Raw genomic sequence first — 25,502 nt, forward strand, 5'->3', positions numbered from 1 at the left:
AGAAAAAGAGTTCAATTTTAAAATATTAATAAAAACAGTAGACAAAACGCTTTCATTGGCATATACTTTCGTTGTGAAATGATATATCAACTATTAGGAGGTTACTATGACTTATAGCAAAATACCAAATTCTGTACAAGAATTTATGGATGAAATCACACAATTGTGTGGAGAAGCGCACGCTGGATGGGCAGAAAATTTTAATGCAGCATTTGCCAATACATTGACTACAACAGTTAAAAGACAAGCTGATGGCACAACGTTTTTACTAACTGGTGATATTCCTGCTATGTGGTTGAGAGATTCGACTGCGCAGGTTCGACCTTATTTAGTGATTGCAAAAGAAGATGAAGAACTTAGAGACATGATTTGTGGCTTGGTACAACGCCAATTTTTCTATATCACACTTGATCCATATGCCAATGCATTCAATGAAACACCCAATAATGCTGGTCACCAAACAGATCACACGGCGATGAGTCCCTGGATTTGGGAGCGAAAATATGAAATCGATTCACTTTGTTATCCTGTTCAACTAGCGTATCTATTGTTTAAAAATACTGGCTGTAAGCAGCAGTTTGATGAAAATTTTGTTGAAGGGATAAAAAAAATCCTGACGGTCTTTACGACAGAGCAGGAACATCACCATTCGCCTTATGCATTTGAACGGGATACAACGCGCTTAGAAGATACTCTTACGAATAATGGACGCGGCAGTGAAGTTGGAAAAACGGGAATGACGTGGTCTGGTTTCCGTCCAAGTGATGATGCTTGTCGTTACGGTTATTTAGTGCCGTCAAATATGTTTGCAGTTGTTGTTTTAGGCTATATCGAGGAAATTTTTACTGAAGTACTTTCTGATTCCAAAGTGGCAAAACAAGCATCTGACCTTAGAAAAGAGATCGACGCTGGAATTCAAAAATACGGAAAAACAGAGAATCAAGAAGGTGACTCTGTTTATGCCTATGAAGTCGATGGATTAGGTAACAGCAGTATTATGGATGATAGCAATATTCCTAATTTACTTTCGGCGCCTTATCTAGGATATACAACGGTTGATGACTCAACTTATCAAGCAACGCGTAAAACAGTTCTAAGTAAAGAAAATCCCTATTTTTACGAAGGGAAATACGCTAAAGGAATCGGTAGCTCTCATACGCCTGAAAATTATATTTGGCCGATTGCTCTTGCAATGGAAGGGATGACGACAAAGGATAAAGATGAAAAAGCCCGAATCTTAGATTCTTTAGTAGCAAACGATGGGGGGACTCATTTAATGCATGAAGGGTTTGATGTAGATGATCCCACACGCTATACACGTGAGTGGTTCTCTTGGGCAAATATGATGTTTTGTGAATTAGTAATGGATTACTTTGATATTCGAGTGGAACGATAACGAATGAAATGGAGCGTAAAATCATGAAGAAAAAAGTTTATATCATTTCCCACTCTCACTGGGATCGTGAATGGTACATGCCTTATGAGCAACACCACATGCGTTTAGTTGAATTACTGGATGATGTGTTGGAATTAGCGGAAACAGATCCAGATTTTGATAGCTTTCATTTAGATGGGCAAACGATTATTTTAGACGATTACTTACAAGTACGACCTGAGCAGAAAGCGGCTGTTCAAAAAGCTATCACCGATGGAAAGCTGAGAATCGGACCCTTTTATATTTTACAAGATGACTTTTTGATTAGTTCTGAATCGAATGTTCGCAACATGCTGATTGGTAAGAAAGAAACTGAAAAGTGGGGACCAGCCGTTAAATTAGGTTATTTCCCCGATACGTTTGGTAACATGGGGCAAACACCGCAAATGATGCAACAAGCCGGCTTAGATGCAGCCGCTTTTGGTCGCGGGGTAAAACCAGTTGGCTTTAATAATGAAGTGTTGGATGATGAAAATTATACGTCTCAATATTCAGAAATGTGGTGGCAAGGACCAGACGGCAGTGAAGTATTGGGCTTGCTGTTCGCCAATTGGTACAGTAATGGCAATGAAATACCAGCTGAAAAAGAAGCAGCTCTGGCTTTTTGGACGCAAAAATTAGCAGAAGCTGAAAAATTTGCTTCTACTGATCATTTATTGATGATGAATGGCGTAGACCATCAACCTGTTCAAAAAGATATAACAAAAGCCATTGCGTTAGCAAACGAACTATTTCCAGAATATGAATTTATTCATTCCCATTTTGATGAGTATTTAAAACAAATTCGAAAAGAGTTGCCAGAAGAAGTTGGAACGGTTCACGGAGAGCTGACAAGCCAAGAAACGGATGGCTGGTTTACACTGGCGAACACTGCTTCAGCAAGAGTGTATTTAAAACAATGGAATACCCAAGTTGAACGACAATTAGAAAATATAACGGAACCATTGGCTGCGATGGCATACGATTTAACGCAAAAATATCCCCATGATCAACTAGATTATGCATGGAAATTATTACTACAAAATCATCCACACGATAGCATTTGTGGTTGTTCAGTAGATGAAGTTCATCGAGAAATGATGCCAAGATTTGAAAAAGCCAATGAAGTTGGGAAGTTTTTAGCTGAAGAAGCATTGGCGCAATTAGTTGAAGCTATCGATACAGAAAGTTTTTCTAAAATAAGTCATCCGTTTGTCGTGTTCAATACATCTGGTTATGAAAAATCAGAGGTTGTAAAAGTCAAAGTAGAAATTGAGAGAAAACCATTCAAAGAAGGTGTTCCTCATGAATTGTGGGAAGAACTTGCTAAAAGTAATACACCAAAGTTTGAAGTGGTTAATTCGCAGGGAGAAATTATTCCTTCGGTCATTTCAAAACCAGAAGTCAGCTTTGGTTATGACTTACCAAAAGATCGTTTCAGAATTCCTTACATGGCTAAATATGTGGAAATTGACATGCCGATCAAGAATATGCCAGCATTTTCTTGGAATACGTTTGCGTTACAAGAAAGCCAACCTAAAATAGAAGAGAAAGGATCAATGATCAAGGATCTAAAACATTATAGACTGGAAAATAGCTGTTTGGTTGTAACGATCAATGAAGATGGCACTTTAGAAGTATTGGATAAAGCAATAGGAAGAACCTACAGTGAGTTGTTGACAATTGAAAATACGGGTGATATTGGCAATGAGTATATCTTTAAAAAACCGGAAGGAACGAGCCCGATTTTTTCTAGTGGATGTCCAGCAGAGATTTCGGTTGTAAAAGATGAATATTTCCTAGCGCAAATAAAAATCATACAACGCATGATGATTCCAAAAGCGGCAGATGATTTACTAGAACAAGAGCAAAAAGCTGTGATTGATTTCCGCTATCGAAAAGCTGGACGCTCAAAAGAATTACAAGAACTAACGATTGAAACTATACTGACGATGGAAAGAGATTCTGCTCATTTACGTTTTGAAACAACAGTGGATAACCAAATGAAAGATCATCGTTTACGGATGCTGTTTCCAACAGGGATCCAAGCTGAAACGCATGAAGCTGACAGTATTTATGAAGTTGTGACACGACCGAATCGTGTCAGCAAAAGTTGGGAGAATCCAACAAACCCTCAACATCAACATGCTTTTGTTAATGTGCATGATGATAAGTCTGGAATCACAGTTTCCAATTATGGCTTGAATGAATATGAAATTTTGCCTGAAACAAATACGATTGCTTTAACACTTTTACGCGCTGTGGGAGAAATGGGGGATTGGGGCTATTTCCCAACACCAGAAGCGCAATGTCTAGGTACGCATACATTTAACTATGGTGTTGATTTTCATGGCGAAAAAGCCCAACGCTATGCGACGTATCAACGAGCATATGCAGCGCAAATCCCGTTTAGTGTGAAAACAACAACGAGACATTCAGGGCAGTTGAAAGCCAAAGATGCGTATTTAACTGTCGAAGGAGAAACAGTTGCTATAACTGCAGTGAAAAATAGTGAAGACAATCAAGCGTTGGCTGTAAGAGGATTTAATATGAGCGAAAATTCAGCTGAAGTACAGATCAAGAAAATGGGAAGTAATGAGCCAGACTTATTGAATCTGTTAGAAGAAAAACAAAATGAACAACCAACGAAGAAGTTGAAGGCGTATGAAATTCGTACGATCGGATTTGACCGATAAGAAGGAGACGTGATTTAAATGACTTATTATGGATCAATTGAAGCAGGCGGTACAAAATTCGTTTGCGCTGTCGCAGATGAAGAGCTGAATATCATTGAACGAATCAGTTTGCCGACGACATTGCCAGAAGCGACATTAGAACAAGTTTTTGCCTTTTTTGATGCCTATGACTTAAAAGCTTTAGGGATAGGTTCGTTTGGACCAATCGATGTGAATCGCAAATCAAGTACGTACGGTTATATTACCTCTACACCAAAACCAGGTTGGACAAATGTAAATCTTTTGGGTGCGTTAAAAGAACGTTATGATATTCCGCTAGCTTGGACGACAGATGTTAATGCAGCAGCGTACGGCGAGATGCATTTGGGAGCCGGAAAAGAAACGCAAAGTTGTATCTATTTGACTGTTGGTACAGGCGTGGGTGGCGGTGCGGTAGTCAACGGAACCGTCCTGCAAGGATTTAGTCATCCTGAGATGGGACATATTTCTGTGCAGCGATACCCAAATGATACATTGGAAAGCACTTGTCCTTATCATGATCATTGTCTAGAAGGGCTTGCTGCAGGACCTGCTTTGGAAAAAAGAACAGGAATCAAAGGGCAACAGTTGGAGTCAGGCCATGATGTTTGGGCGGTGGAAGCTTTTTATTTGGCGCAAGCATTGATGAATTATACGTTAGTTCTTTCTCCTGAAAAAATTATTTTAGGTGGAGGCGTGATGAAACAAACCCATCTTCTACCGAAAATTAGAGCATCTTTAGTACAGCAACTAGGCGGTTATGTGGCGTTGCCTGTTTTAGAAGAGTATATTGTCGGCTGTGATTTAGGCGATAATAGTGGAACGATGGGTTGTTTGTTGTTGGCGAAGGAACAGTGTGCATAGTATGGACGCGAATAAGACCTCATTTGTGTCTGAGATGAACGAAGTCCGTGTTTTTCTAGAAGAAGCTTTTGTTGGCGAAAAAGAAAGGATAACGCATTTATACATGCAGTTGTTAGAGAAACAAATTTGTTTTATCGATAAACCAGAACTAGCGACTATTATTGTAAAAAATTCATCAGAGCTAAACGATACATTTGTGATCGAGGTAGCTGAAACAATCATGATTTCAGCTGATAGTTCGTTGACTGCTTTTCGAGGGATGATGTATTTAGCGCAGCAAATAAAAGCAGGAAGTGAAATTAAATCCGGTAAATTCCGTGAGGTTTTAACTGAGCGAATCGTTATGTTGGATATCGGTAGAAAATATTTTTCCCTTTCAAAATTACGCCAAATTTTGGAGCAAATGGCCTTGTATGGTTTTAACTTTTTACAGGTACATTTTTCCGAGAATACAGGATTTCGGATTGAATCAGAAAAGTATCCTGAACTTGTTTCAGAAAATTTTCTGACAAAAAAAGAAATAAAAGCCTTGATCCGTTATGCTGCCTACTTATCGATCGAGATTATTCCAGATATTGATACACCTGGGCATATGGAACAGCTATTGAAGACGCACCCGCAGTGGCAACTAACACTAAAAAAGCCGCAGGAGGAAATAACCAACATTCCTTCCGCATTAGCTATTACAAACGAAGAGGCTGTAGCATTTGCGTTGTCACTATATGATGAATACATGGCACTTTTTACTGATAGCCGTTATTTTCATATCGGTGCAGATGAGTTTATTGATTTTGATCAAATTGAACTGTATCCAAGCTTAGCTGATGGGGGTATAACAAAATTTGAATCTTACGTCAATACAGTTGCAAAATTTGTCAAAGCGCGTGGCTTTGTGCCTAGAGTTTGGAATGATGCATTTTTCAGAAATGGTAAAACCTCCACTTTAACGAAAGCTGTTGAGATTACTTATTGGACGAAATGGCAAAAAGAAATGGCTCCAATCCAAACATTTTTGGATGCAGGGTATTCAGTCGTCAATTTCAATGACAATTATCTTTATTATGTATTAGGGGAAAATGCTGGCTATACGTATCCTACTGTGGAAAAACTAAAATATCTATGGCAGCCAAACCTGTTTTCTTCAGAACAACAAGTTCCGCTACAGAATCAAAAACAAGTAAAAGGTGCAGCTTTAGCGGTATGGTGCGATAAACCAGAAGCAAAAACTGAAAAAGAAATCATAGAAGAGCTTACAAAATTAATGGAAGGATTTTCTTTTCATTTTCATAAAATCGACTAAACTGACAGCTGAAATAGAATGTGGGAAGCACAATATTTCAGCTGACTTTTTCGGTCACGTGTAAATGAAACCTATACTTTTTGATATAAGTGCTATAGTTTGTCTATTTATAAAACAAAAAGAAAGCGTTAACATTTTGTGTAAGAATGAAAAATGCTGAAACTTTGGGCAAAAGACTAAGGAGGTTCATTCATTGAAAAGAAAAACTTGGAAAAGTATGTTTTGTTTATCGAGCGCTGCGCTTGCTTTGACGATTGGAGCAAATGTGATGTTCGTAGCAAATGGTTACGCAGAGTCAACTGAAGTGAGTCAGGAAACAACTATCCCGTTGTTTGATCAAGTACCAGAATCTACAGCTTTATTTCCTGAAACCTTACTAAAATGGACGCCCAAAAATGACCCGGATGCGCCGTTTAATGTATCTAACGTTCCTTTAGCCACTAGAGTGAAAGGGAAGAAAATGAATGCCGATCAAAGTACAGAGGCCAAAGTATTGTCGATTGCAATCGTAAATCGACATACCAAAGGAACGCCCTCTCAAGGGGGGACAGATAAAGCTGTCTATAATTTTACCAACTGGCAATATGTAGATACTTTGGTGGCTTGGGCAGGCTCTTCTGGCGAAGGAATCATCGTTCCGCCAAGTGGTGATGTCACTGATTCGGCACATCGAAATGGCGTGCCAGTCGTGGGGACAGTTTTCTTTCCGCCAGAAGCATATGGTGGAAAAGCGGAATGGGTAGCGCAATTTGTGCAAAAAGATCAAAACGGCAATTTTCCAATGGCGGATAAACTACTTGAAATGTCCGCTGCCTATGGGTTTGATGGCTGGTTTATCAATCAAGAAACCAATGTTGATGCACAAACTGCCAGCGCAATGAAAGAATTCATGAGCTATTTACAGGTACGTAAACCTAAAAATCAGCAAGTTATTTGGTATGACTCTATGCTTCCAAATGGCCATGTCGACTGGCAAGGAGCGTTGAATGAGCAAAACCAAGGGTATTTCCAAGAAGGGGAAAAACGTGTTTCCGATAAGATGTTTATTGATTTTCGTTGGCAAGGTCTCGCTTCATCTAGGGAAAAAGCAACTCAGTTGAAACGAGATCCGTATGATTTGTTTGCTGGAATCGATGTTCAAGCAAACGGTGTAAATAGCCGCCGGAAGCCAAGTAGTATCTTAGATGGAAATGGTCAGCCACTGGTGTCTTTAGGTCTCTACTGTCCGGATTGGACGTTACGAGATGGTGGTCAATACGATATTGAACGTTATTGGGAAAATGAAAAATTACTTTGGATAAATCCTCAAGGTGACCCTCGTAATGTAGAAAGTCCGAAAAACGAGTGGCAAGGTGTTTCCCGTTATTATGTAGAAAAAACGCCTGTAACAAGTCTCCCTTTTTTAACGAATTTTAATGTGGGGAATGGAGATGCTTTTTATCTAAATGGAACCAAAGCAAAAGAAGGAACCTTTAATAATCGTAGTGTTCAAGATGTTTTACCGACGTATCGTTGGGTCATTGATAATGAAGAAGGTAATCAACTTGAAGCAGCAATAAGCTATGAAGACGCATTTAATGGCGGTTCATCGATTAAGTTATCTGGAGCGATGACAGCGGAACAACAAACCTTTATTAAATTATACGCTTCTCAATTAAAAGTTAACGCATCAGATACAGCAACAGTAGTGACGAAAGGAGCCGATGAAGCTTCTTTAGTCCTAGAGCTAAAAGGAAAGGAACAACCTTTAACCATTCAAGGACAACAACAAGCTTTAGCGAATGGCTGGGTACAAACGACTTATTCATTAAAACCTGCAAACGATCAAACTGTGACAGCAGTTGGGCTGAATGTGAAAAAGACGGAGAGTGGTCCTACAACGATTTATTTAGGGCAATTAAAACTTGGCAAAGAAAAGAAAACACCAGTCAGTACTGTTAGTAATCTTGTTTTTTCTGGAAAAACAGTAGTAGATGATTTAACTGAAAGTATTCGAATGAGTTGGCAGACTAAAGGCGAAAATACTGCTTCTTACCGCATTTATCGGGAAGTTGGGGGGCAACTGCAATTTGAAGGTGAAACAGCCAATCATTCTTATACCCTATTAAATCAAGAGCGAAAAGGGGAAAATACTAGCTATCGGGTGATTCCAGTTGACCATTATGGCCGAGAAGAACAAAATAAAGGCACTTCAGCGATTTATACATTTGAAACATTGAAAAAACCGGAGATAGCAGTCAATGCTAGCAGCACACTGATTCCAGCAGGGGACACGATCACCTTATCTGCGACTGTTTCAAAATCTACGGAAACCGTCAATTGGGAAGTGATGGGCGCAACACCGCAAACCGCATCAGGCAAAGAAGTCACATTTTCTTTTACTAAATCAGGTGTTTATACAGTAAAAGCTATAGCAGTGAATGCTTCTGGCGAGACGGCAGTTATTAAAGAAAACTATCTACATGTTTATGATCCAAGTGCTGGCATCACAATAGAAAATCTCTCTACGCTACCAACTACAACAGCTACTCAAGGTTCCGGTTATACGAATGACCGTGAAAGTTATCGCTTTGCACTGGATGGTGATGTAACTACGAAGTGGTGTGATAATGCAAACGATAAACCATGGATGATAGCAGATCTAGGCGCAGTCAAAACTATTTCTGGTTTTGCGTTATTTCATGCTGGAGCAGGTGGTGAAAGTCCGGAATGGAATACCAGAGATTATGATATTTCCGTAAGCCGTGATGGAAATAATTGGACAACCGTTGTTCAGCATCGAGGCAATACTTCAGATAGTAGTCGGGATGCCATTAGTTTAGTTGAAGCTAGATATGTCAAACTTTCGTTAGAAAAAGCGGAACAAAATGGAAAAACGGCTAGAATTTATGATTGGCAGATTATTGGAGTAAATCAAACGGGAATCGTTAATGGTGTGGGACGAAACTAAAGGTTCGCACGCTAAATTCAAATAAATGGCGAGAAAAAAGCAAACACGCTCCATTTCGATCATATCGACTTATAAGAGCTAAAGCTCTATGAGTTGAAGTCCTTTGGAGAAAAATGTTTGTCTTGACAAAGACACAAAAAAGGTAGAATGCTGCGTAAGACGCCCATTTTACCTTTTTTTTGTTAAAACGAATCAATAATTATTTGTTAACTGTTCGTGAAGGATTTGTTTTTCATTTTCAGAGATGAAAGCACCCGCGACTGCGTTGTGATTCAATTGTTCCATATCGGCATAAGTAATGCCATACCATTCGTGAAGTTTCATAAACTCATCTGTTAATGTTGTATCAGAGACAGTTCGATTATCTGTGTTGATGCAAATCTTGATACCGTTATCCAAGAATGTTTTGAAAGGATAATCTGCTAAGTGAGTGACGGTTTTGGTTTGGAAGTTGCTCGTAGGGCACATTTCGATTAAGGTATCTCTTTCCTGCAACAATGAAAAGTATTCTGGTGTGTCTTTCAACGCAATACCGTGTCCAATTCGTTTGGCACCTAGATGAATAGCATCTGCAACATTTTTTCCGCAACCACATTCGCCAGCGTGAAGTGTTAATGGAATATTTAAGTGATCGACTAAATTTAAGGTTTCTTCGAAGGTATAGGGTGGAAAATCTATTTCATTTCCAGCAAGGTCGAAACCAACGATGCCGTTTGTCTTAAATTCTTCAGCTAAGCGAACAACTTTTTCGATATCGGCTAATTCTTCGTGGCGCATGCCGCACAATAAGGCGTTACTTTTTACACCAAATTGGTGTTGACCATATTCGAGCCCTGCTAAAACTGCTGTAATTATTTTAGGTAAAGAGAGTCCTTTTTCAGTGTGGAGAGATGGGGCAAATCGGACTTCGATATATTGGATATTTTCCTCTGCTGCTTGACTGATAACATCGATTGCAGCTGTTTTTAATGCTTCTTCTGTTTGCAGACAAGTTAAAACTAAATCAAACCGTTCTAGATAGTCATTTAAATCTTGGCAATCAATAGGTGCAACTAACAACTCTTTTAATTTTTTATTATCTACAGGTAGAGAAATGCCTTGCTGATCTGCTATCTTTCGTAAAGTTTCAGGTCGAATCGATCCATCTAAATGGCAATGCAGCTCGATTTTAGGTAGATTTTTAACATGTTCACGTTTCACGGTATCATCCTCTCTGTCTTGGTGGAACGACGGTTGCGCTCAGTAAGTATTTTGAAGACTTTAACACGTGTTACAGGTGCTGTCAATAAGAGAGGAACGATCTGTAGAAGAAGGTGGTTTTTTTCAGCATTTTAAAGTAAAATATTTCAGTAGAAAACGGTCTTTTTTTGATAAGTCATTGGAGGGAATGTAGTGTTAGGAGTAGGACTATTATTTGTAGCAATCACACTGATCAGCAATGGCTATTGTGGGTTAGCTGGTGTAGACAAAAAATCGACAGGCTTGATCAACTTGATGACAGGAAGTTTATCTTTTATGATCAACACGATTTATTTATTTAGAGGTGCCTATTATGATGCAGGAACAGGTTATTTATTTGCGTTTACGTATTTGATGGTTGGTCTGATTTATATCTTTGATTTAGATGATGCGTATTTATGGAATATTTGCTTTTTTTGTGGCAGTAAATACGATTCCAGCAGCCTATATATCCTATACAGTCGATGGTGACTGGCGTTTTGCCTTGATCTGGTTATCATGGGGGATTTTATGGCTGACAGGTTTCATTGAGTATGTGTTGAAAAAGGAAATTGGCAAACCTGTGTTGTATTATGCGATTTTTGAAGGAGTTGTCACATGTTGGATTCCAGGATTTTTAATGTTAACAAATAACTGGTAAAAATAATTTGATCGCTTGCTGGCAGTGTTTGAGTTGATATAAAAAATCGGTGAGCGGTTCTGCTATTTTTGTGTGAGAATAGCAGGATTTTTTTGTTAAGCTATTCTATTCCATAAAATTCTGCTAAACTAGAGTCATTCGAAATGTGTTTTGAAAACGTTGACATGGTTGGTAGGTCTTGTCAATAAAGGGAGAATGAACGATGAAATTGACGATTAAAGAAATTGCAGATATGGCAGGTGTATCGGTCACGACGGTGTCACAGATCATCAATGACAAAGGCAGCCGTTTTAGTGAAAAAACAAGAAATAAGGTTCTAGCTGTGGTAGAAGAATATGATTACAAGCCAGATTATTTTGCTTCAAACATCATCACTCGCCATTCAAAAACAATTGGTATGGTCGTGCCTGATGTAACCGATTTTTTCTTTGCTAAAGTAATCGAGGGTGTAGAAACGTATTTGAATTCATTGGGCTACATGATTTTATTGTGTAATTCAAAGCACGATGAAGATAAGGCGACGCAGTATGTTACTGAACTGGTGCATCGTTCAGTTGATGGAATCATTTTTGCGACGCCGAATGTTTTGCCGGTGGATCATATTTTGCGGAATAAGAACAAACGTAAAGTTCCGGTGATTTTGGTCGATCGTGGTATCAATCCTCGAGAAAACGGCCGTTTGATTGTAAAAGAATATGAAGGTGCCTATCAAGCGGTATGTTCGTTGATTGAACAAGGGCATCGGCATATTGCTATGCTGAAAGAAAATGATGGTTACTATCAGCTGACAGAACGGGTAACCGCGTATCAGCATGCGCTAAAAGATAATGGTATTCCAGTAAGAGAGGAATACATGAGCAGTGGAGATTTGAATTTAGGTGGTGGTTATATTGCGGCCAAAAACGTATTGAAAAATTCAGAAATTACAGCTATTTTTTGTGGAAATGATGAAATGGCAATGGGTGCTTATCAGGCGATTGAAGAGGATGGAAAAAAGATTCCAGATGATATTTCGGTTATCGGATTCGATGGGTTAGAAATTTCAGAATACTTGGTGCCAGGGTTAACTACAGTTTATCAACCTAGTTTTGATATTGGCTTTTATGCAGCGCAATTTTTGGTAGAAGCAATCAATGACCCAGAGAAAAAAATGCCAAATAAAATATTTGATACAACATTTATTTTAAGAAATAGCACGAAATCGATTGACAATTAGAGCGATTTGATTTAATGTTCGTGTTATAAGCGTTTTCAAAATATGTAAGCGTTAGTAAACTGTTTTACTAAAAGGTTTTAACCTGAATGATTTTAGTGTATAATACATCCTTGAGGATTGATTCGGAGGAAAAAAGCATGAGAATGGTAGATTTGATCGAGAAAAAACGTGATGGACTGGTTTTAACAGATGAAGAGATTCAATTCATTGTTTCCGGCTATACCAAAGGGGATATTCCGGATTATCAGATGAGCGCATTTTTAATGACTGTTTTTTACAAAGATATGACGGATGAAGAAATTACAACACTGACATTGGCTATGGCTAATTCAGGTGAGATGATTGATCTTTCATCGATCAAAGGAATAAAGGTCGATAAGCATTCTACTGGCGGTGTTGGTGATACCACAACGTTGATCTTAGCACCACTTGTTGCAAGTGTTGGTGCTAGTGTAGCCAAAATGTCTGGCAGAGGACTTGGATATACCGGTGGGACTCTTGATAAGTTAGAAGCGATTCCTGGATTTCATGTAGAGATACCGGATGAAGAATTTATTCGATTGGTAAATGAAAGCCATGTAGCAGTCATCGGCCAATCTGGTGAGTTAGCACCAGCCGATAAAAAATTGTATGCATTGCGTGACGTTACTGCAACAGTCAATTCGATTCCGTTGATTGCAAGTTCCATCATGAGTAAAAAAATTGCAGCTGGAGCTGATGCGATCGTTTTGGATGTAACGACAGGTGAAGGTGCTTTTATGAAAAACATTGATGAAGCACGCCGCTTAGCTCAAACAATGGTTCGAATCGGACACTTAGCCAACCGTCAGACAATGGCAGTGATTTCGGATATGTCCCAACCGTTAGGTGAAGCAATTGGCAATAGCTTAGAAGTTGTTGAAGCAATTGAGACACTTCAAGGAAAAGGACCGGAAGATCTAATGGAAATGTGTTATATCTTAGGAAGTCAAATGGTTGTTTTAGCTAAAAAAGCTGATACATTAGACAAAGCGCGTGCGATGTTAAAAGAGGCGCTAGAATCAGGGAAAGCCTTGGATAAATTCCGTGAGATGATTCGCAATCAAGGGGGAGATGATAGTATCATCGATCACCCAGATCGTTTATTAACAGCCAAATATCAAATAGAGTTACCAGCAAAAACAGCTGGAGTTGTACAAAAAATCGTTGCAAATGAAATCGGTATCGCCGCAATGCTTTTAGGTGCAGGACGAGCGACGAAAGAAGATTCAGTCGACCATGCTGTAGGCATCAAGCTTCATAAAAAAGTCGGTATGCCAGTTGAATCAGGAGAATCGTTGCTGACTATTTATGCCAATTCAGAATCAATTGAGAACGTAAAAGAACTTTTATATAAAAATATCGAAATCGGCAGTTCTGGCACTGAACCTGAGCTGATTCATGATATAATAACAGCATAAAGGATGTGTAAAAAAATAATGGAAATAAATCAAATGATTGACCACACTATTTTAAAAGCAGATGCAAAAGAAGAGGATGTTTTACGAATTATTGAAGAAGCAAAAAAATATGAATTCTTCTCAGTTTGTATCAATCCATGTTGGGTTGCCTTAGCAAAAGAACACTTAGCAGGAACTTCTGTTGATGTGTGTACGGTAATTGGTTTTCCTTTAGGTGCTAATACATCAGAAGTAAAAGCCTATGAAGCAACGGATGCAATCAACAATGGTGCCACAGAAGTTGACATGGTCATTAATGTCGGTGCACTAAAATCTAAGCAATACAAAAAAGTTTTAAAAGATATTCAAGCAGTTGTTGATGCAGCCAAAGGCAAAGCTTTAGTTAAAGTAATCATCGAGACGGCGTTACTTACAGATGAAGAAAAAATCAAGGTTTGTGAACTGGCTAAAGAAGCTGGTGCAGATTTCGTCAAAACGTCAACTGGTTTTTCAACAGGTGGAGCAACTGTAGCAGATGTTAAACTAATGCGTGAAACAGTAGGACCAGATATGGGGGTCAAAGCCTCTGGCGGGATTCATAATGAAGCAGAGGCACAAGCGATGATCGAAGCAGGTGCTACCCGTATTGGAACAAGTGCTGGTGTTGCAATCATGGAAGGCGCTACAGGAGCAGGTTATTAATCTAAAGAAGAAAGTGGCGGACAAATGACAGCAAAACAAGAATGGTTAGCTATTGCAGACGATGCATTAACAAAAGCATATGTACCTTATTCTCACTTTCCAGTGGGAGCTTGCCTCGTTACCAAATCGGGACAAACGTATCAAGGCGTCAATATCGAAAATGCTTCATACGGATTGACCAATTGTGCCGAACGGACAGCGATTTTCAAAGCTGTTTCAGAAGGGGAACGCGAGTTTCAACATATAGTGATTGCAGGGAATACACCTGAGCCAATCTCTCCGTGCGGTGCGTGCCGCCAAGTGATGGCTGAATTTTTTGCGCCTGAAATGCCAGTTACATTAGTCGGCGAACATGGTGTGACGAAAGAAATGACTGTCGGCGAATTATTACCCTATGCATTTACGGAAAAAGATTTATGAGATCTAGCTACATGAACCAAACCTCTCAACAAATAGATAAAATGCTAGAAAGATAAAAAACATCTTTCTATCATTTTCCTAATTGCCTTGATACACAACGAATGAAAAGAGTTGATGTAAAAAGGTACCTACTTTGGTTGTTCGAGGTCTAAGCGGTTCTTTCCGCTTTGCTTAGAAACACAATGAACAAAGTGATTTGATGTTGAAAAGTACAAGACGACCGAAGAGAGAGTTGTTTCACTATTATCTTGTTTCATTCAGTCATCCGGCTGTTGAAAATATAAAACTATTTTAGGGGGCTTTACAGAGATGAAAAAAGCAAAATTATTTGGTTTTGGCTTGACTGCACTAGCTTTAACAGTTGCATTAGCAGCATGTGGTGGAGGTAAAAAAGATTCAACAGGTGGAAAATCAGCAGGTGGGGACGCTGATCATAGCGTTGTAATCGTTACTGATATCGGTGGGGTAGACGACCGTTCATTCAACCAATCAGCTTGGGAAGGTTTACAAGCTTGGGGTAAAGAACATGATTTGAAAAAAGGAGCAGATGGTTTTGATTATATTCAATCAAACGACGCTTCAGAATACGTAACAAATATTGATACAGCCGTTTCTAACGGATTTAAAACAGTCTTTGGTATTGGCTACTTATTAGCTGATTCTATCGGTACTGCAGCTGATGCAAACCCAGATACACAATTTGGTATCATTGATAGTGTCATCGAAGGAAAAGATAACATAGTATCTGCAACATTTAAAGACCAAGAAGCTTCATATTTAGCTGGTGTAGCAGCAGCACATACAACAAAAACAAACACTGTAGGGTTTATCGGTGGTGAAGAAGGCGCGGTTATTGACCGTTTTGAAGCTGGTTTCCACCAAGGTGTAATCGATACAGCGAAAAAATTGAACAAAGACATTAAAGTTGAAGTTGAATATGCTGCTTCATTTGGAGATCCTGCTAAAGGGAAAGCATTAGCTGCTTCTATGTACCAAAAAGGCGCTGACATCATCTTCCATGCTTCAGGCGGTACAGGTCAAGGCGTTTTCCAAGAAGCAAAAGACTTGAATGAAACAGGTTCAAAAGACAAAGTTTGGGTTATTGGTGTAGATAGTGACCAAGACAAAGAAGGTAAATACAAAACAAAAGATGGTAAAGAAGATAACTTCACTTTAACATCAACTCTTAAAGGTGTAGGAGCTGCAGTACAAGACATCTCTAATCGTGCATTAGAAGATAAATTCCCTGGTGGCGAACACTTAGTTTACGGTTTGAAAGATGGCGGTGTTGATTTGACAAAAGGCTATTTATCAGACGAAGCACAAAAAGCTGTTGATGAAGCGAAAGAAGAAATCATCGCTGAAAAAATCACTGTTCCAGAAGTGCCAAAAGATGTAAAAGAATAAATTACTCTACTTAGCGCTGTGGTAATAGCAGCGCTAAGAGTTTATTAAGCTTTTAAAGAAGGAAAACGAATCATATAACTATTCATTTTCTTTCTTTAAGTGCCTAAAAGCTACTTTATTTTTTTAGAAGTACCGTATTAATAGATGATGCAAGTGATTAAATTGTTAGGAAGTGAAAAATGTGGCTCAGGAAAACTATGTAATTGAGATGCGCAATATCACTAAGCAGTTTGGAACATTTAAGGCGAATGATAATATCAACTTAACTGTCCGGCCTGGAGAAATCCATGCATTGCTTGGAGAAAATGGTGCAGGGAAATCAACTCTGATGAATATTTTATCCGGTTTATTAGAACCAACTTCGGGTGAAATTTTTATGAACGGTTCAAAGGTAACAATCAATGGCCCCACTGCAGCAAATCGTTTAGGAATTGGGATGGTCCATCAACACTTTATGTTGGTAGATGCTTTTACAGTAACGGAAAACATTATTCTAGGAAGCGAACCAACAAATGCTGGTGTATTAGACCGTAAAAAGGCAACAGCAGAAATCAAACGAGTTTCTGAGCAATATGGACTATCGGTAGATCCAAGCGCATATATTCGGGATATCTCTGTAGGAGCGCAACAACGAGTGGAAATTTTGAAAACGTTGTATCGCGGAGCGGATGTCTTGATTTTTGATGAGCCAACAGCAGTTTTGACTCCTCAAGAAATCGATGAGTTGATGGAAATCATGCGTGGACTTGTACAAGAAGGCAAATCAATCATCTTGATTACACATAAATTAGATGAAATTAAAAAAGTAGCGGATCGCTGTACAGTTATTCGCCGTGGTCAAAGTATTGATACAGTAAATGTCAAAGATGTTTCTTCACAACAATTAGCGGACATGATGGTAGGGCGTTCTGTTTCGTTTAAAACAGAAAAGAAAGCGCCAGAACCTAAAGAAGTAGTTCTTTCAATCAAAGATTTAGTTGTGAAAGAAAGTCGTGGTTTAGAAGCGGTTAAAAGCCTTAGCTTAGATGTACGGGCAGGTGAAGTAGTCGGGATTGCAGGAATTGATGGTAATGGTCAGACAGAGCTGATTCAAGCTTTAACTGGATTACGTAAATCAGAAAGTGGATCAGTTGAATTAAGAGGGACAGCGATCACGAACAAACAACCCCGTGCGATTACAGAAGCAGGTGTTGGACATGTGCCTGAAGACCGTCATAAATATGGATTGATCTTAGATATGACATTGGCCGAAAATATTGCGTTACAAACCTACTATAAAAAGCCATTAAGTAACACTGGCGTTTTGAATTACAATCAGATCAACTCCTACGCTCGTAGATTGATTGAAGAATATGATGTACGAACAGTCAATGAACTAGTTCCAGCTAAAGCGTTGTCAGGAGGTAATCAGCAAAAAGCAATCATTGCTAGAGAAATTGATCGTAACCCTGATTTATTGATTGTCTCTCAACCAACTCGTGGATTGGATGTTGGCGCGATTGAATATATCCATAAACGTTTGATTGAACAACGAGATAAAGACAAAGCGGTATTGGTTGTTAGTTTTGAATTAGATGAGATTTTAAATGTATCAGACCGTATCGCGGTTATTCATGCAGGAAAAATCGTTGGAATCGTTGATCCAAAAGAAACGAGTGAAAACGAATTAGGATTATTAATGGCTGGGTATTCATTAGAAGAAGCAAGAGCCGAATTAAGTCAAAAGGCGGGTGAGGCAGTTGAATAATCGGTCAGAAAGAATACGGAATATTTTAGTTCCTATTTTATCAGTATTGATGGGATTTATTCTCGGTGCAATTATTATGTTAATTTCAGGGCAGGATCCAATTGCTGGATACCAAGCGATGCTTAAGACTGCATTTCAAAGTCCGAAAAGTATCGGCGAAATTTTTGTAACAGCAGGACCTTTGATTTTTACCGCGTTAGGATTTGCAGTAGCAAATTCAGCTGGATTCTTTAATATCGGTCTTTCAGGTCAAGCGTTGTGTGGTTGGGTAACAAGTATTTGGGTAGCACTTTCTATGCCGGATGCACCTCGAATGGTTGTTCTGCCATTAGCGGTTCTTGCAGGGGCATTAGCTGGAGCGCTGGCTGCAGCGATTCCAGGATTACTACGTGCTTTCTTTGGTACAAGTGAAGTAATCGTTACGATCATGCTGAATTATGTTTTTCTTTATACAAGTACGCACATTGTTAACAATGTAATGTCAAAAGATTTGATGACAAACAAAGGTGTTACGAAAGTCATTGGAGAAAATGCTAGTTTGCGAACAGGATTTTTGAAAGAATTAAGTAGCGGTTCTCGTTTGAATATTGGTATTTTTATGGCACTTATTTTCTTAGTGTTGATTTGGTTCCTTATGAAGAAAACGACATTAGGCTATGAAATCCGTTCAGTTGGTTTAAATCCATTCGCTTCTGAATATGCGGGGATGAGCAGTAAACGAACAATTGTGATGTCAATGGTTATTTCAGGAACACTAGCTGGTCTTGGCGGTGTGGTTCTGGGATTAGGAACATTTGGCAACTTCTTTGTTCAGGGCTCTTCATTAAGTATTGGATTTGACGGAATGGCTATTTCCTTGCTGGGAGCAGGAAGTTCAGTCGGGATATTCTTATCGGCGATCCTCTTCAGTGTGCTGAAGCTGGGTGGTCAAGGAATGCCGCTTCGTGCTGGTGTGCCAATCGAATTAGTGGATGTTGTTATTGCAGCAATTATTTTCTTTGTGGCAATCAGCTATTTGATCCGCTTCTTATTAGCGAAAGCTTCAGGTAGTAAAAAAGAAGTTGCGATTGTTGAAGAATTAGTTGGAAAATCAGATCCGACAAGTCAAGAAGGAGGAAAAATCTAATGGATATTGCATTAATCGCTGTATTAGCGCCGATTATTACACAAACTTTGGTTTATTCTACTCCTTTAGTTTTCACGGCTTTGGGTGGGACTTTTTCCGAACGTAGTGGTATTGTAAACGTAGGACTTGAAGGAATCATGGTTATGGGAGCTTTTAGCTCAGTCGTATTTAATTTAACTTTTGCTGAAACTTTTGGTGCAGCAACGCCTTGGCTTGCTTGTCTGGTAGGCGGAGTGGTTGGGATGCTATTCTCATTACTCCATGCAGTTGCAACAATTAATTTAAGAGCGGACCACATCATCAGTGGAACGGTGGTCAATTTGATGGCACCAGCTTTGGGTATTTTCTTAATCAAAGTAATCTATGGAAAAGGCCAAACAGATACGATCACAGAATCATTTGGTTACTTCTCATTCCCGATTTTGAAGGATATTCCTATTTTGGGAGACTTATTCTTCAAACAAACAACTTTACCAGCTTTTGTAGCGATTCTAGTTGCTATTCTTTCTTGGTTCGTGTTATTCAAAACACGTTTTGGATTGCGCCTTCGTTCAGTCGGTGAAAATCCTCAAGCAGCAGATACACTTGGAATCAATGTTTACGTAATGCGTTATGCAGGTGTTTTGATCTCTGGCTTTTTAGGTGGGATCGGTGGAGCAGTTTTTGCTCAAACGATCGCTGGTCGTTTTGCAGTAACAACGATTGCTGGACAAGGCTTTATTTCAATGGCGGCGATGATCTTTGGTAAATGGAATCCGTTAGGTGCAATGGGAGCAGCATTATTCTTCGGTTTTGCTCAAAATATCAGTATTGCCGGATCAAACTTACCAGTAATTTCATCAATACCAGCTGTTTATTTACAAGCAGCACCATATGTGTTGACCATTATTGTTTTAGTCGTTTTCTTAGGAAAAGCTTCTGGACCAAAAGCAATTGGGAAAAATTACATCAAATCTAAATAAATATAGAGTATAAAAGGGCGGGGCTATGGGACAATTTCTAAAGTCATGCCCTTTTTATCAAATAGTAAGTAAAACTAAGAAAGAAGGATGGTTATGTTTAAACGTGTGCATTTAGTTGTAATGGATTCAGTCGGTATCGGGGAAGCACCTGATGCTGAAAAATTTGGCGATGTAGGTAGTGATACATTAGGTCATATCGCAAAAGAAGCCGGTTTAACAATTCCTAATTTAGAAAATCTAGGACTAGGAACAATCGCTCCTCTTCACAATGTAGAAGCTGTTGCTGATCATAAAGGTTATGCAACAAAATTAGAAGAAATTTCAGTCGGTAAAGACACGATGACTGGTCACTGGGAAATCATGGGTTTAAATATTCAAAAACCTTTCCGAGTATTCCCAGATGGATTTCCAGATGAATTATTAAAACAAATCGAAGAATTTTCAGGACGTAAAATTGTTTGTAATAAACCATATAGTGGAACTGCAGTCATTGATGACTATGGCCAACATCAAATGGAAACAGGAGATTTGATCGTGTATACGTCTGCTGATCCAGTGTTGCAAATTGCAGCGCATGAAGAAATCATTCCGTTGGATGAATTATACCGTATTTGTCAGTACGTTCGTGATATTACCAAAGATGAACCTTACATGATTGGTCGTATCATTGCTCGTCCGTATGTGGGTGAACCTGGGAACTTTACTAGAACAAGTAACCGTCACGATTATGCATTAGACCCATTTGGTCATACAGTTCTTGATTCATTGAAAGATAATGGCAAAGAAGTGATTGCAGTTGGAAAAATCAATGATATTTTTAATGGCCAAGGGATTACAGATTCGGTTCGTACGAAAAGCAATATGGATGGTGTAGATCAATTACTTAACGTGATGAAACGAGATTTTGAAGGTTTAAGTTTCACTAATCTAGTTGATTTTGATGCATTATATGGTCATCGTCGTGATGTAGTTGGCTATGCTCATGCAATTGAAGCGTTTGATTTGAGACTTCCAGAAATCATTGATGCAATGGAAGAAGATGATTTACTAATGATCACAGCTGATCACGGAAATGATCCAACATTCCCTGGGACCGATCATACAAGAGAGTACGTTCCATTGTTGGTTTACAGTAAAAAAATGAACGGCCAAGGTAGTTTGCCGCAAGGTCATTATGCAGATATTTCAGCAACTGTGGCTGAAAACTTTGCTGTTCCAAAAACAGAAAATGGCGAAAGCTTTTTAAATAAACTGGTATAGGAGAGAAATAATGACAAAAATAGGTGAGATGTTAAAAGAGACAACGGCATTTTTAAAAGAAAAAGGCGTTGGAGAAGTTGATTTTGGCTTGATTTTAGGTTCTGGTTTAGGTGAGCTGGCAGATGAAGTAGAAGATGCCATTGCGATTCCTTTTTCAGAAGTGCCTCATTTTGCGGTTTCAACAGTTGTTGGGCATGCTGGTAAGTTAGTTTATGGTACACTTTCTGGGAAAAAAGTATTAGCGATGCAAGGACGTTTCCATTATTATGAAGGCCATTCAATGCAAAAAGTGACCTATCCAGTTCGTGTAATGGCTGCAATGGGCGCTCATTCAATCGTAGTAACCAATGCTGCTGGTGGCGTAAATGAAAACTTCACGCCAGGTAACTTGATGTTGATCACAGACCATATCAATTTTACGGGAGATAATCCGTTGATCGGTGAAAATGACGAAGCGATGGGACCACGTTTCCCAGACATGAGTCATGCTTATACGCCTGCTTACTTTGAAATTGCTAAAAAAGTGGCAAAAGAACAGAATGTACCATTACAAGAAGGCGTTTATATGGGCTATTCAGGCCCGACATATGAAACACCAGCTGAAATTCGCATGTCTCGTGCAATGGGGGCTGATGCAGTTGGAATGTCCACTGTATCAGAAGTCATTGTTGCGGCTCATAGCGGTTTGAAAGTCTTGGGAATTTCATGCATCACAAACTTAGCTGCTGGTATGCAAAGTAGTTTAAATCATGCAGAAGTTGTAGAAACAACAGAGCGTGTCAAATCTCAATTTAAAGAATTGATTAAAACGACATTAGCAGAACTATAAAAGTTTCATTATAAAGGAGAAGAAATATGAGTGTTCATATCGAAGCCAAACAAGGCGAAATAGCAGATAAAATTTTATTACCGGGAGATCCATTACGTGCGAAATACATCGCCGAAACATTTTTAGAAAATCCGGTGTGCTACAATCAAGTAAGAGGGATGTTGGGTTACACAGGTACGTATAAAGGCGAACGTGTTTCCGTTCAAGGAACAGGAATGGGAATGCCTTCTGCGACAATTTATGCTCACGAGCTGATTAATTCTTATGGTGTAAAAAAATTGATTCGAGTTGGTACTTGCGGATCAATCTCAGAGAAAGTCCGTGTGAGAGATTTAGTAATTGCACAAGCGGCAGCAACGCCTTCTTCAATGATTCGTAATGATTTCCCTAAATATGATTTCCCTCAAATCGCTGATTTTGATTTGTTGTTAAAATCATACACAACGGCGAAAGAAAAAGGTTTTGTTACCCATGTTGGGAATGTGTTGTCTGATGATGTCTTTTATAAAGATAGCATGGATGGCGTTTTTGAACTTGGTAAATTAGGTGTCTTAGCAATTGAAATGGAAGCTGCAGCATTATATTATTTAGCAGCAAAATTTGATGTACAAGCGTTGGCGATCATGACTGTTAGCGATAGTTTAGTAACAGGTGAGGAAACAACTGCTGAAGAACGTCAAACAACATTCAATGATATGATCGAAGTAGGATTGGAAACAGCAATCAATAGTTAATAAAAATAAGTAACGAAACAGCTCCTGATTTTAGATGGAGCTGTTTTTATACTACGATTTAATCGAGAAGGGTTAAAGATTTCTTTTTCTTGACACTCTTTTTTGATAGATTATCATATAAATAAGAAACCTAAATTGAATGGAGGAAGAAAAATTGGATAATTTTAGATTTTATGTACCAACAGATATTCGTTTTGGGAAAGATCGTTTGGCAACAGAGTTGACAGATGTGCTAAATGTTTATGGAACAAATGTACTGTTAGTTTATGGCGGCGGTAGTATCAAGAAAAATGGGTTATATGATCAAGTGATTGAGTTACTTGCAAAAAATCAAAATAAAGTTATCGAATTAAGCGATGTAGAACCAAATCCTCGTATTGAAACAGTTCGTCGAGGCGTAGTGTTATGTCGTGAAAATGATATCGATGTGATTTTAGCTGTAGGTGGGGGTTCGACGATTGATTGTTCCAAAGTGATTGCGGCAGGTTTTTATAGTGATGAAGATCCGTGGGAAGTCATAGCAGCGCGCAAAGGGTTCCAAGGTGAAGCCTTACCGATTGTTACGATCTTAACTTTAGCTGCAACGGGTAGTGAAATGAATATTGGTGCTGTGATCACAAACTTAGCAACAAACCAAAAATTAGGTGTTGGTGGTCCAGCAATGATGCCGAAAGTTTCATTTTTAGATCCGACCACGACATTTACTGTACCGGCTTATCAAACAGCGGCAGGTTCTGCTGATATCTTAAGCCACTTATTTGAAAGCTATTTTAATATAACCGAAGGAACAGATGTGCAAGACTTTGTCTCAGAAGGTCTGATGCGTGCAGTCATTAAAAATTGCCCAATTGCGCTTACTGAACCTGATAATTATGATGCTCGTGCTAATTTGATGTGGTCAAGTAGTTTAGCACTAAATGGATTGACAAGAAATGGTAAACATGGTGTTTGGTCATGTCATGCGATGGAGCACGAATTAAGTGCCTTTTATGATATTACTCATGGAATTGGATTGGCTATTTTGACGCCGCGCTGGATGAACTATGTACTTTCAGAACAGACAGTAGCTAGATTTGCACAGTTTGCTCATAATGTTTGGGGAATCGTTGAGACTGACCCAATGCTTGCGGCGAAAAAGGGCATTCAAGCTACCTATGATTTCTTCAAAGCATGCGATATTCCTATGACATTACCAGCTGTTGGGATCGATGAGGAAAAATTTGGAGAAATGGCGAAACAAGCAGTTGCACACAGCACGATTAAAACGGATGCCTTTGTTCCGTTAGCTGAATCGGATGTTGAAGCGATTTACCGTGAATGTTTAACTGAATCTAGTTTTGCGTAACTAAGATTAACGACGCGAGAAGGGGATAGTTCTATGAAGCAGTTGTTTGATGAAACGTATTCCGAAAACCGAACACTTTGGTATGCTTATTTTAAAGAAATAGAACAACCAGACTTAGTTGAAACAATTAGCCGAATTATTCAAACTGACTTGAAAACAGCTACTGATATACTGAATACAAGTTGGATATTTTATCGTGAAGAGTTGCAAAAAGATGCATTACAAGAGGAAGTGAGATCTTCAATCATGGTACGTTTGGTGGATGGACAATATTATGTTCACTATAATATGTCAGACTTTGAATTTGTAACACAGAGAGAAGTTATCGCAAATCGGCTACAACAATTAAAAGAAGTATTAGAGAAATAAGTAAAAAAGCTCCTGAAACTATACAGTTTCAGGAGTCTTAGTTTTTTATAAGTAGTATTTTTTAGCTACTGTTAGGTCATCGTTTAATTCATAAACAAGTGGTTGACCTGTTGGGATTTCAAGATCCATGATATCTTCATCTGAAATACCTTCGATATGTTTCGCTAAAGCACGTAAAGAGTTACCATGAGCGGCTACTAAAACAGTTTTGTCGTCTAGCAAAGCAGGAGCAATTTCGTCTTGCCAGAATGGTAACGCACGTTCTAGAGTAACTTTCAAGTTTTCTCCACCTGGAATATCGCGTTGGTCTAACATTGCATAACGACGATCGTTTGCTGCAGAACCTTCATCAGTCGCTTCCATCAATGGAGGTAAAGTATCGTAAGAACGACGCCAAATGTGTACTTGGTCATCTCCATATTTTTCAGCAGTTTCTTGTTTGTTTAAACCTTGTAATTTACCATAGTGACGTTCGTTTAAGCGCCAAGATTTGATTTGAGGAACCCATAATTGATCTGAGTTCTCTAAAATTAAGTTACAAGTTTTGATAGCACGAGTTAATACAGAAGTATAAGCTACATCAAATTCAATTCCAGCTTCTTTGATTTTGCGTCCGCCTTCGATTGCTTCTTCAACACCTTGTGGTGCTAAATCTACGTCAGCCCAACCTGTAAATTGATTTAACGCATTCCATTCACTAAGTCCATGACGAGAAAATACTAATTTTGGCATGTATAGCTCTCCTTTGAGTTGTAGTTTCTGAAACTTTCATTTCCTGTTCTATTGTACACCGTTTTAAAATAGATTTCCATTGTAAATTAGTAAAAAATACTGGAAAGGCTAGCT

General features: G+C 38.8%; 20 protein-coding genes and 1 pseudogene. 19 read left to right on the top strand and 2 right to left on the bottom strand.

Going from position 1 to position 25,502, the window contains the following annotated elements; genetic code table 11:
• Positions 1–106 precede the first annotated feature (106 nt).
• From IGJ02_RS02065 to IGJ02_RS02085, 5 genes are all read left to right on the top strand, one after another.
• The gene (locus IGJ02_RS02065) at positions 107–1,396 is read left to right on the top strand and encodes a glycoside hydrolase family 125 protein (protein ID WP_430603099.1); all 1,290 of its coding nucleotides are present in this window, start codon (positions 107–109) and stop codon (positions 1,394–1,396) included.
• A gap of 23 nt (positions 1,397–1,419) precedes the next feature.
• Complete coding sequence (locus IGJ02_RS02070) at positions 1,420–4,110, top strand: alpha-mannosidase (RefSeq protein ID WP_430603101.1); 2,691 nt, start codon at positions 1,420–1,422, stop codon at positions 4,108–4,110.
• Positions 4,111–4,128: 18 nt separating this feature from the next.
• The gene (locus IGJ02_RS02075; protein WP_010761717.1) at positions 4,129–4,992 is read left to right on the top strand and encodes an ROK family protein; all 864 of its coding nucleotides are present in this window, start codon (positions 4,129–4,131) and stop codon (positions 4,990–4,992) included.
• A 1-nt stretch (position 4,993) separates the two neighbouring features.
• Complete coding sequence (locus IGJ02_RS02080) at positions 4,994–6,292, top strand: family 20 glycosylhydrolase (RefSeq protein ID WP_430604058.1); 1,299 nt, start codon at positions 4,994–4,996, stop codon at positions 6,290–6,292.
• 193 nt (positions 6,293–6,485) lie between these two features.
• On the top strand, positions 6,486–9,242 hold the full coding sequence (locus IGJ02_RS02085; protein WP_430603103.1) for an endo-beta-N-acetylglucosaminidase: 2,757 nt from the start codon (positions 6,486–6,488) through the stop codon (positions 9,240–9,242).
• Between the two features lie 192 nt (positions 9,243–9,434).
• On the opposite strand, the gene add is transcribed toward IGJ02_RS02085, so the two are convergent.
• Complete coding sequence (gene add, locus IGJ02_RS02090) at positions 9,435–10,442, bottom strand: adenosine deaminase (RefSeq protein ID WP_430603104.1); 1,008 nt, start codon at positions 10,440–10,442, stop codon at positions 9,435–9,437.
• A 192-nt stretch (positions 10,443–10,634) separates the two neighbouring features.
• Here add and IGJ02_RS02095 point away from each other — a divergent pair.
• From IGJ02_RS02095 to IGJ02_RS02160, 14 genes and pseudogenes are all read left to right on the top strand, one after another.
• Positions 10,635–11,121, top strand: a pseudogene (locus IGJ02_RS02095) (AmiS/UreI family transporter).
• A 202-nt stretch (positions 11,122–11,323) separates the two neighbouring features.
• Complete coding sequence (locus tag IGJ02_RS02100) at positions 11,324–12,337, top strand: LacI family DNA-binding transcriptional regulator (RefSeq protein ID WP_010761712.1); 1,014 nt, start codon at positions 11,324–11,326, stop codon at positions 12,335–12,337.
• A gap of 137 nt (positions 12,338–12,474) precedes the next feature.
• Positions 12,475–13,776 carry a pyrimidine-nucleoside phosphorylase gene (locus IGJ02_RS02105; protein WP_430603106.1) on the top strand — a complete coding sequence of 434 codons (1,302 nt, stop codon included), beginning with the start codon at positions 12,475–12,477 and terminating at the stop codon, positions 13,774–13,776.
• A gap of 18 nt (positions 13,777–13,794) precedes the next feature.
• Positions 13,795–14,457 carry a deoxyribose-phosphate aldolase gene (gene deoC, locus IGJ02_RS02110; RefSeq protein ID WP_034683556.1) on the top strand — a complete coding sequence of 221 codons (663 nt, stop codon included), beginning with the start codon at positions 13,795–13,797 and terminating at the stop codon, positions 14,455–14,457.
• 24 nt (positions 14,458–14,481) lie between these two features.
• Positions 14,482–14,877 (top strand): cytidine deaminase, encoded by a 396-nt coding sequence (locus tag IGJ02_RS02115; protein WP_010761709.1) that lies wholly within the window; start codon positions 14,482–14,484, stop codon positions 14,875–14,877.
• Between the two features lie 309 nt (positions 14,878–15,186).
• Positions 15,187–16,284 (top strand): BMP family lipoprotein, encoded by a 1,098-nt coding sequence (locus IGJ02_RS02120; RefSeq protein ID WP_430603108.1) that lies wholly within the window; start codon positions 15,187–15,189, stop codon positions 16,282–16,284.
• Between the two features lie 181 nt (positions 16,285–16,465).
• The gene (locus tag IGJ02_RS02125; RefSeq protein ID WP_010761707.1) at positions 16,466–18,031 is read left to right on the top strand and encodes an ABC transporter ATP-binding protein; all 1,566 of its coding nucleotides are present in this window, start codon (positions 16,466–16,468) and stop codon (positions 18,029–18,031) included.
• On the top strand, positions 18,024–19,157 hold the full coding sequence (locus IGJ02_RS02130; protein WP_010761706.1) for an ABC transporter permease: 1,134 nt from the start codon (positions 18,024–18,026) through the stop codon (positions 19,155–19,157). The genes IGJ02_RS02125 and IGJ02_RS02130 overlap by 8 nt, the downstream gene beginning before the upstream one ends.
• Positions 19,157–20,119: an ABC transporter permease gene (locus IGJ02_RS02135; protein ID WP_010761705.1), complete on the top strand. Its 963-nt coding sequence runs from the start codon at positions 19,157–19,159 to the stop codon at positions 20,117–20,119. Before IGJ02_RS02130 ends, IGJ02_RS02135 begins: the two co-directional genes overlap by 1 nt.
• Positions 20,120–20,212: 93 nt before the next feature.
• Positions 20,213–21,379, top strand: a complete 1,167-nt coding sequence (gene deoB / locus IGJ02_RS02140) for a phosphopentomutase (RefSeq protein ID WP_010761704.1) — start codon at positions 20,213–20,215, stop codon at positions 21,377–21,379.
• Between the two features lie 10 nt (positions 21,380–21,389).
• Positions 21,390–22,208, top strand: coding sequence for a purine-nucleoside phosphorylase (locus IGJ02_RS02145; RefSeq protein ID WP_430603109.1), 819 nt, complete (start codon positions 21,390–21,392; stop codon positions 22,206–22,208).
• A 26-nt stretch (positions 22,209–22,234) separates the two neighbouring features.
• Positions 22,235–22,942: a purine-nucleoside phosphorylase gene (gene deoD / locus IGJ02_RS02150; protein WP_010761702.1), complete on the top strand. Its 708-nt coding sequence runs from the start codon at positions 22,235–22,237 to the stop codon at positions 22,940–22,942.
• A 154-nt stretch (positions 22,943–23,096) separates the two neighbouring features.
• Positions 23,097–24,287 carry an iron-containing alcohol dehydrogenase gene (locus tag IGJ02_RS02155; protein ID WP_430603111.1) on the top strand — a complete coding sequence of 397 codons (1,191 nt, stop codon included), beginning with the start codon at positions 23,097–23,099 and terminating at the stop codon, positions 24,285–24,287.
• Between the two features lie 33 nt (positions 24,288–24,320).
• The gene (locus tag IGJ02_RS02160) at positions 24,321–24,656 is read left to right on the top strand and encodes a hypothetical protein (protein ID WP_430603112.1); all 336 of its coding nucleotides are present in this window, start codon (positions 24,321–24,323) and stop codon (positions 24,654–24,656) included.
• 45 nt (positions 24,657–24,701) lie between these two features.
• Here the strand turns inward: IGJ02_RS02160 and gpmA are convergent, their stop codons facing one another.
• Entirely contained in the window at positions 24,702–25,388 is a 687-nt protein-coding gene (gpmA, locus tag IGJ02_RS02165; RefSeq protein ID WP_010761699.1) for a 2,3-diphosphoglycerate-dependent phosphoglycerate mutase, read from the bottom strand.
• Between the last annotated feature and the right edge of the window lie 114 nt (positions 25,389–25,502).

The sequence above is a fragment of the Enterococcus sp. DIV0724b genome, from assembly GCF_050531475.1.
GTDB classification, from domain to species: Bacteria; Bacillota; Bacilli; order Lactobacillales; family Enterococcaceae; genus Enterococcus_L; species Enterococcus_L haemoperoxidus.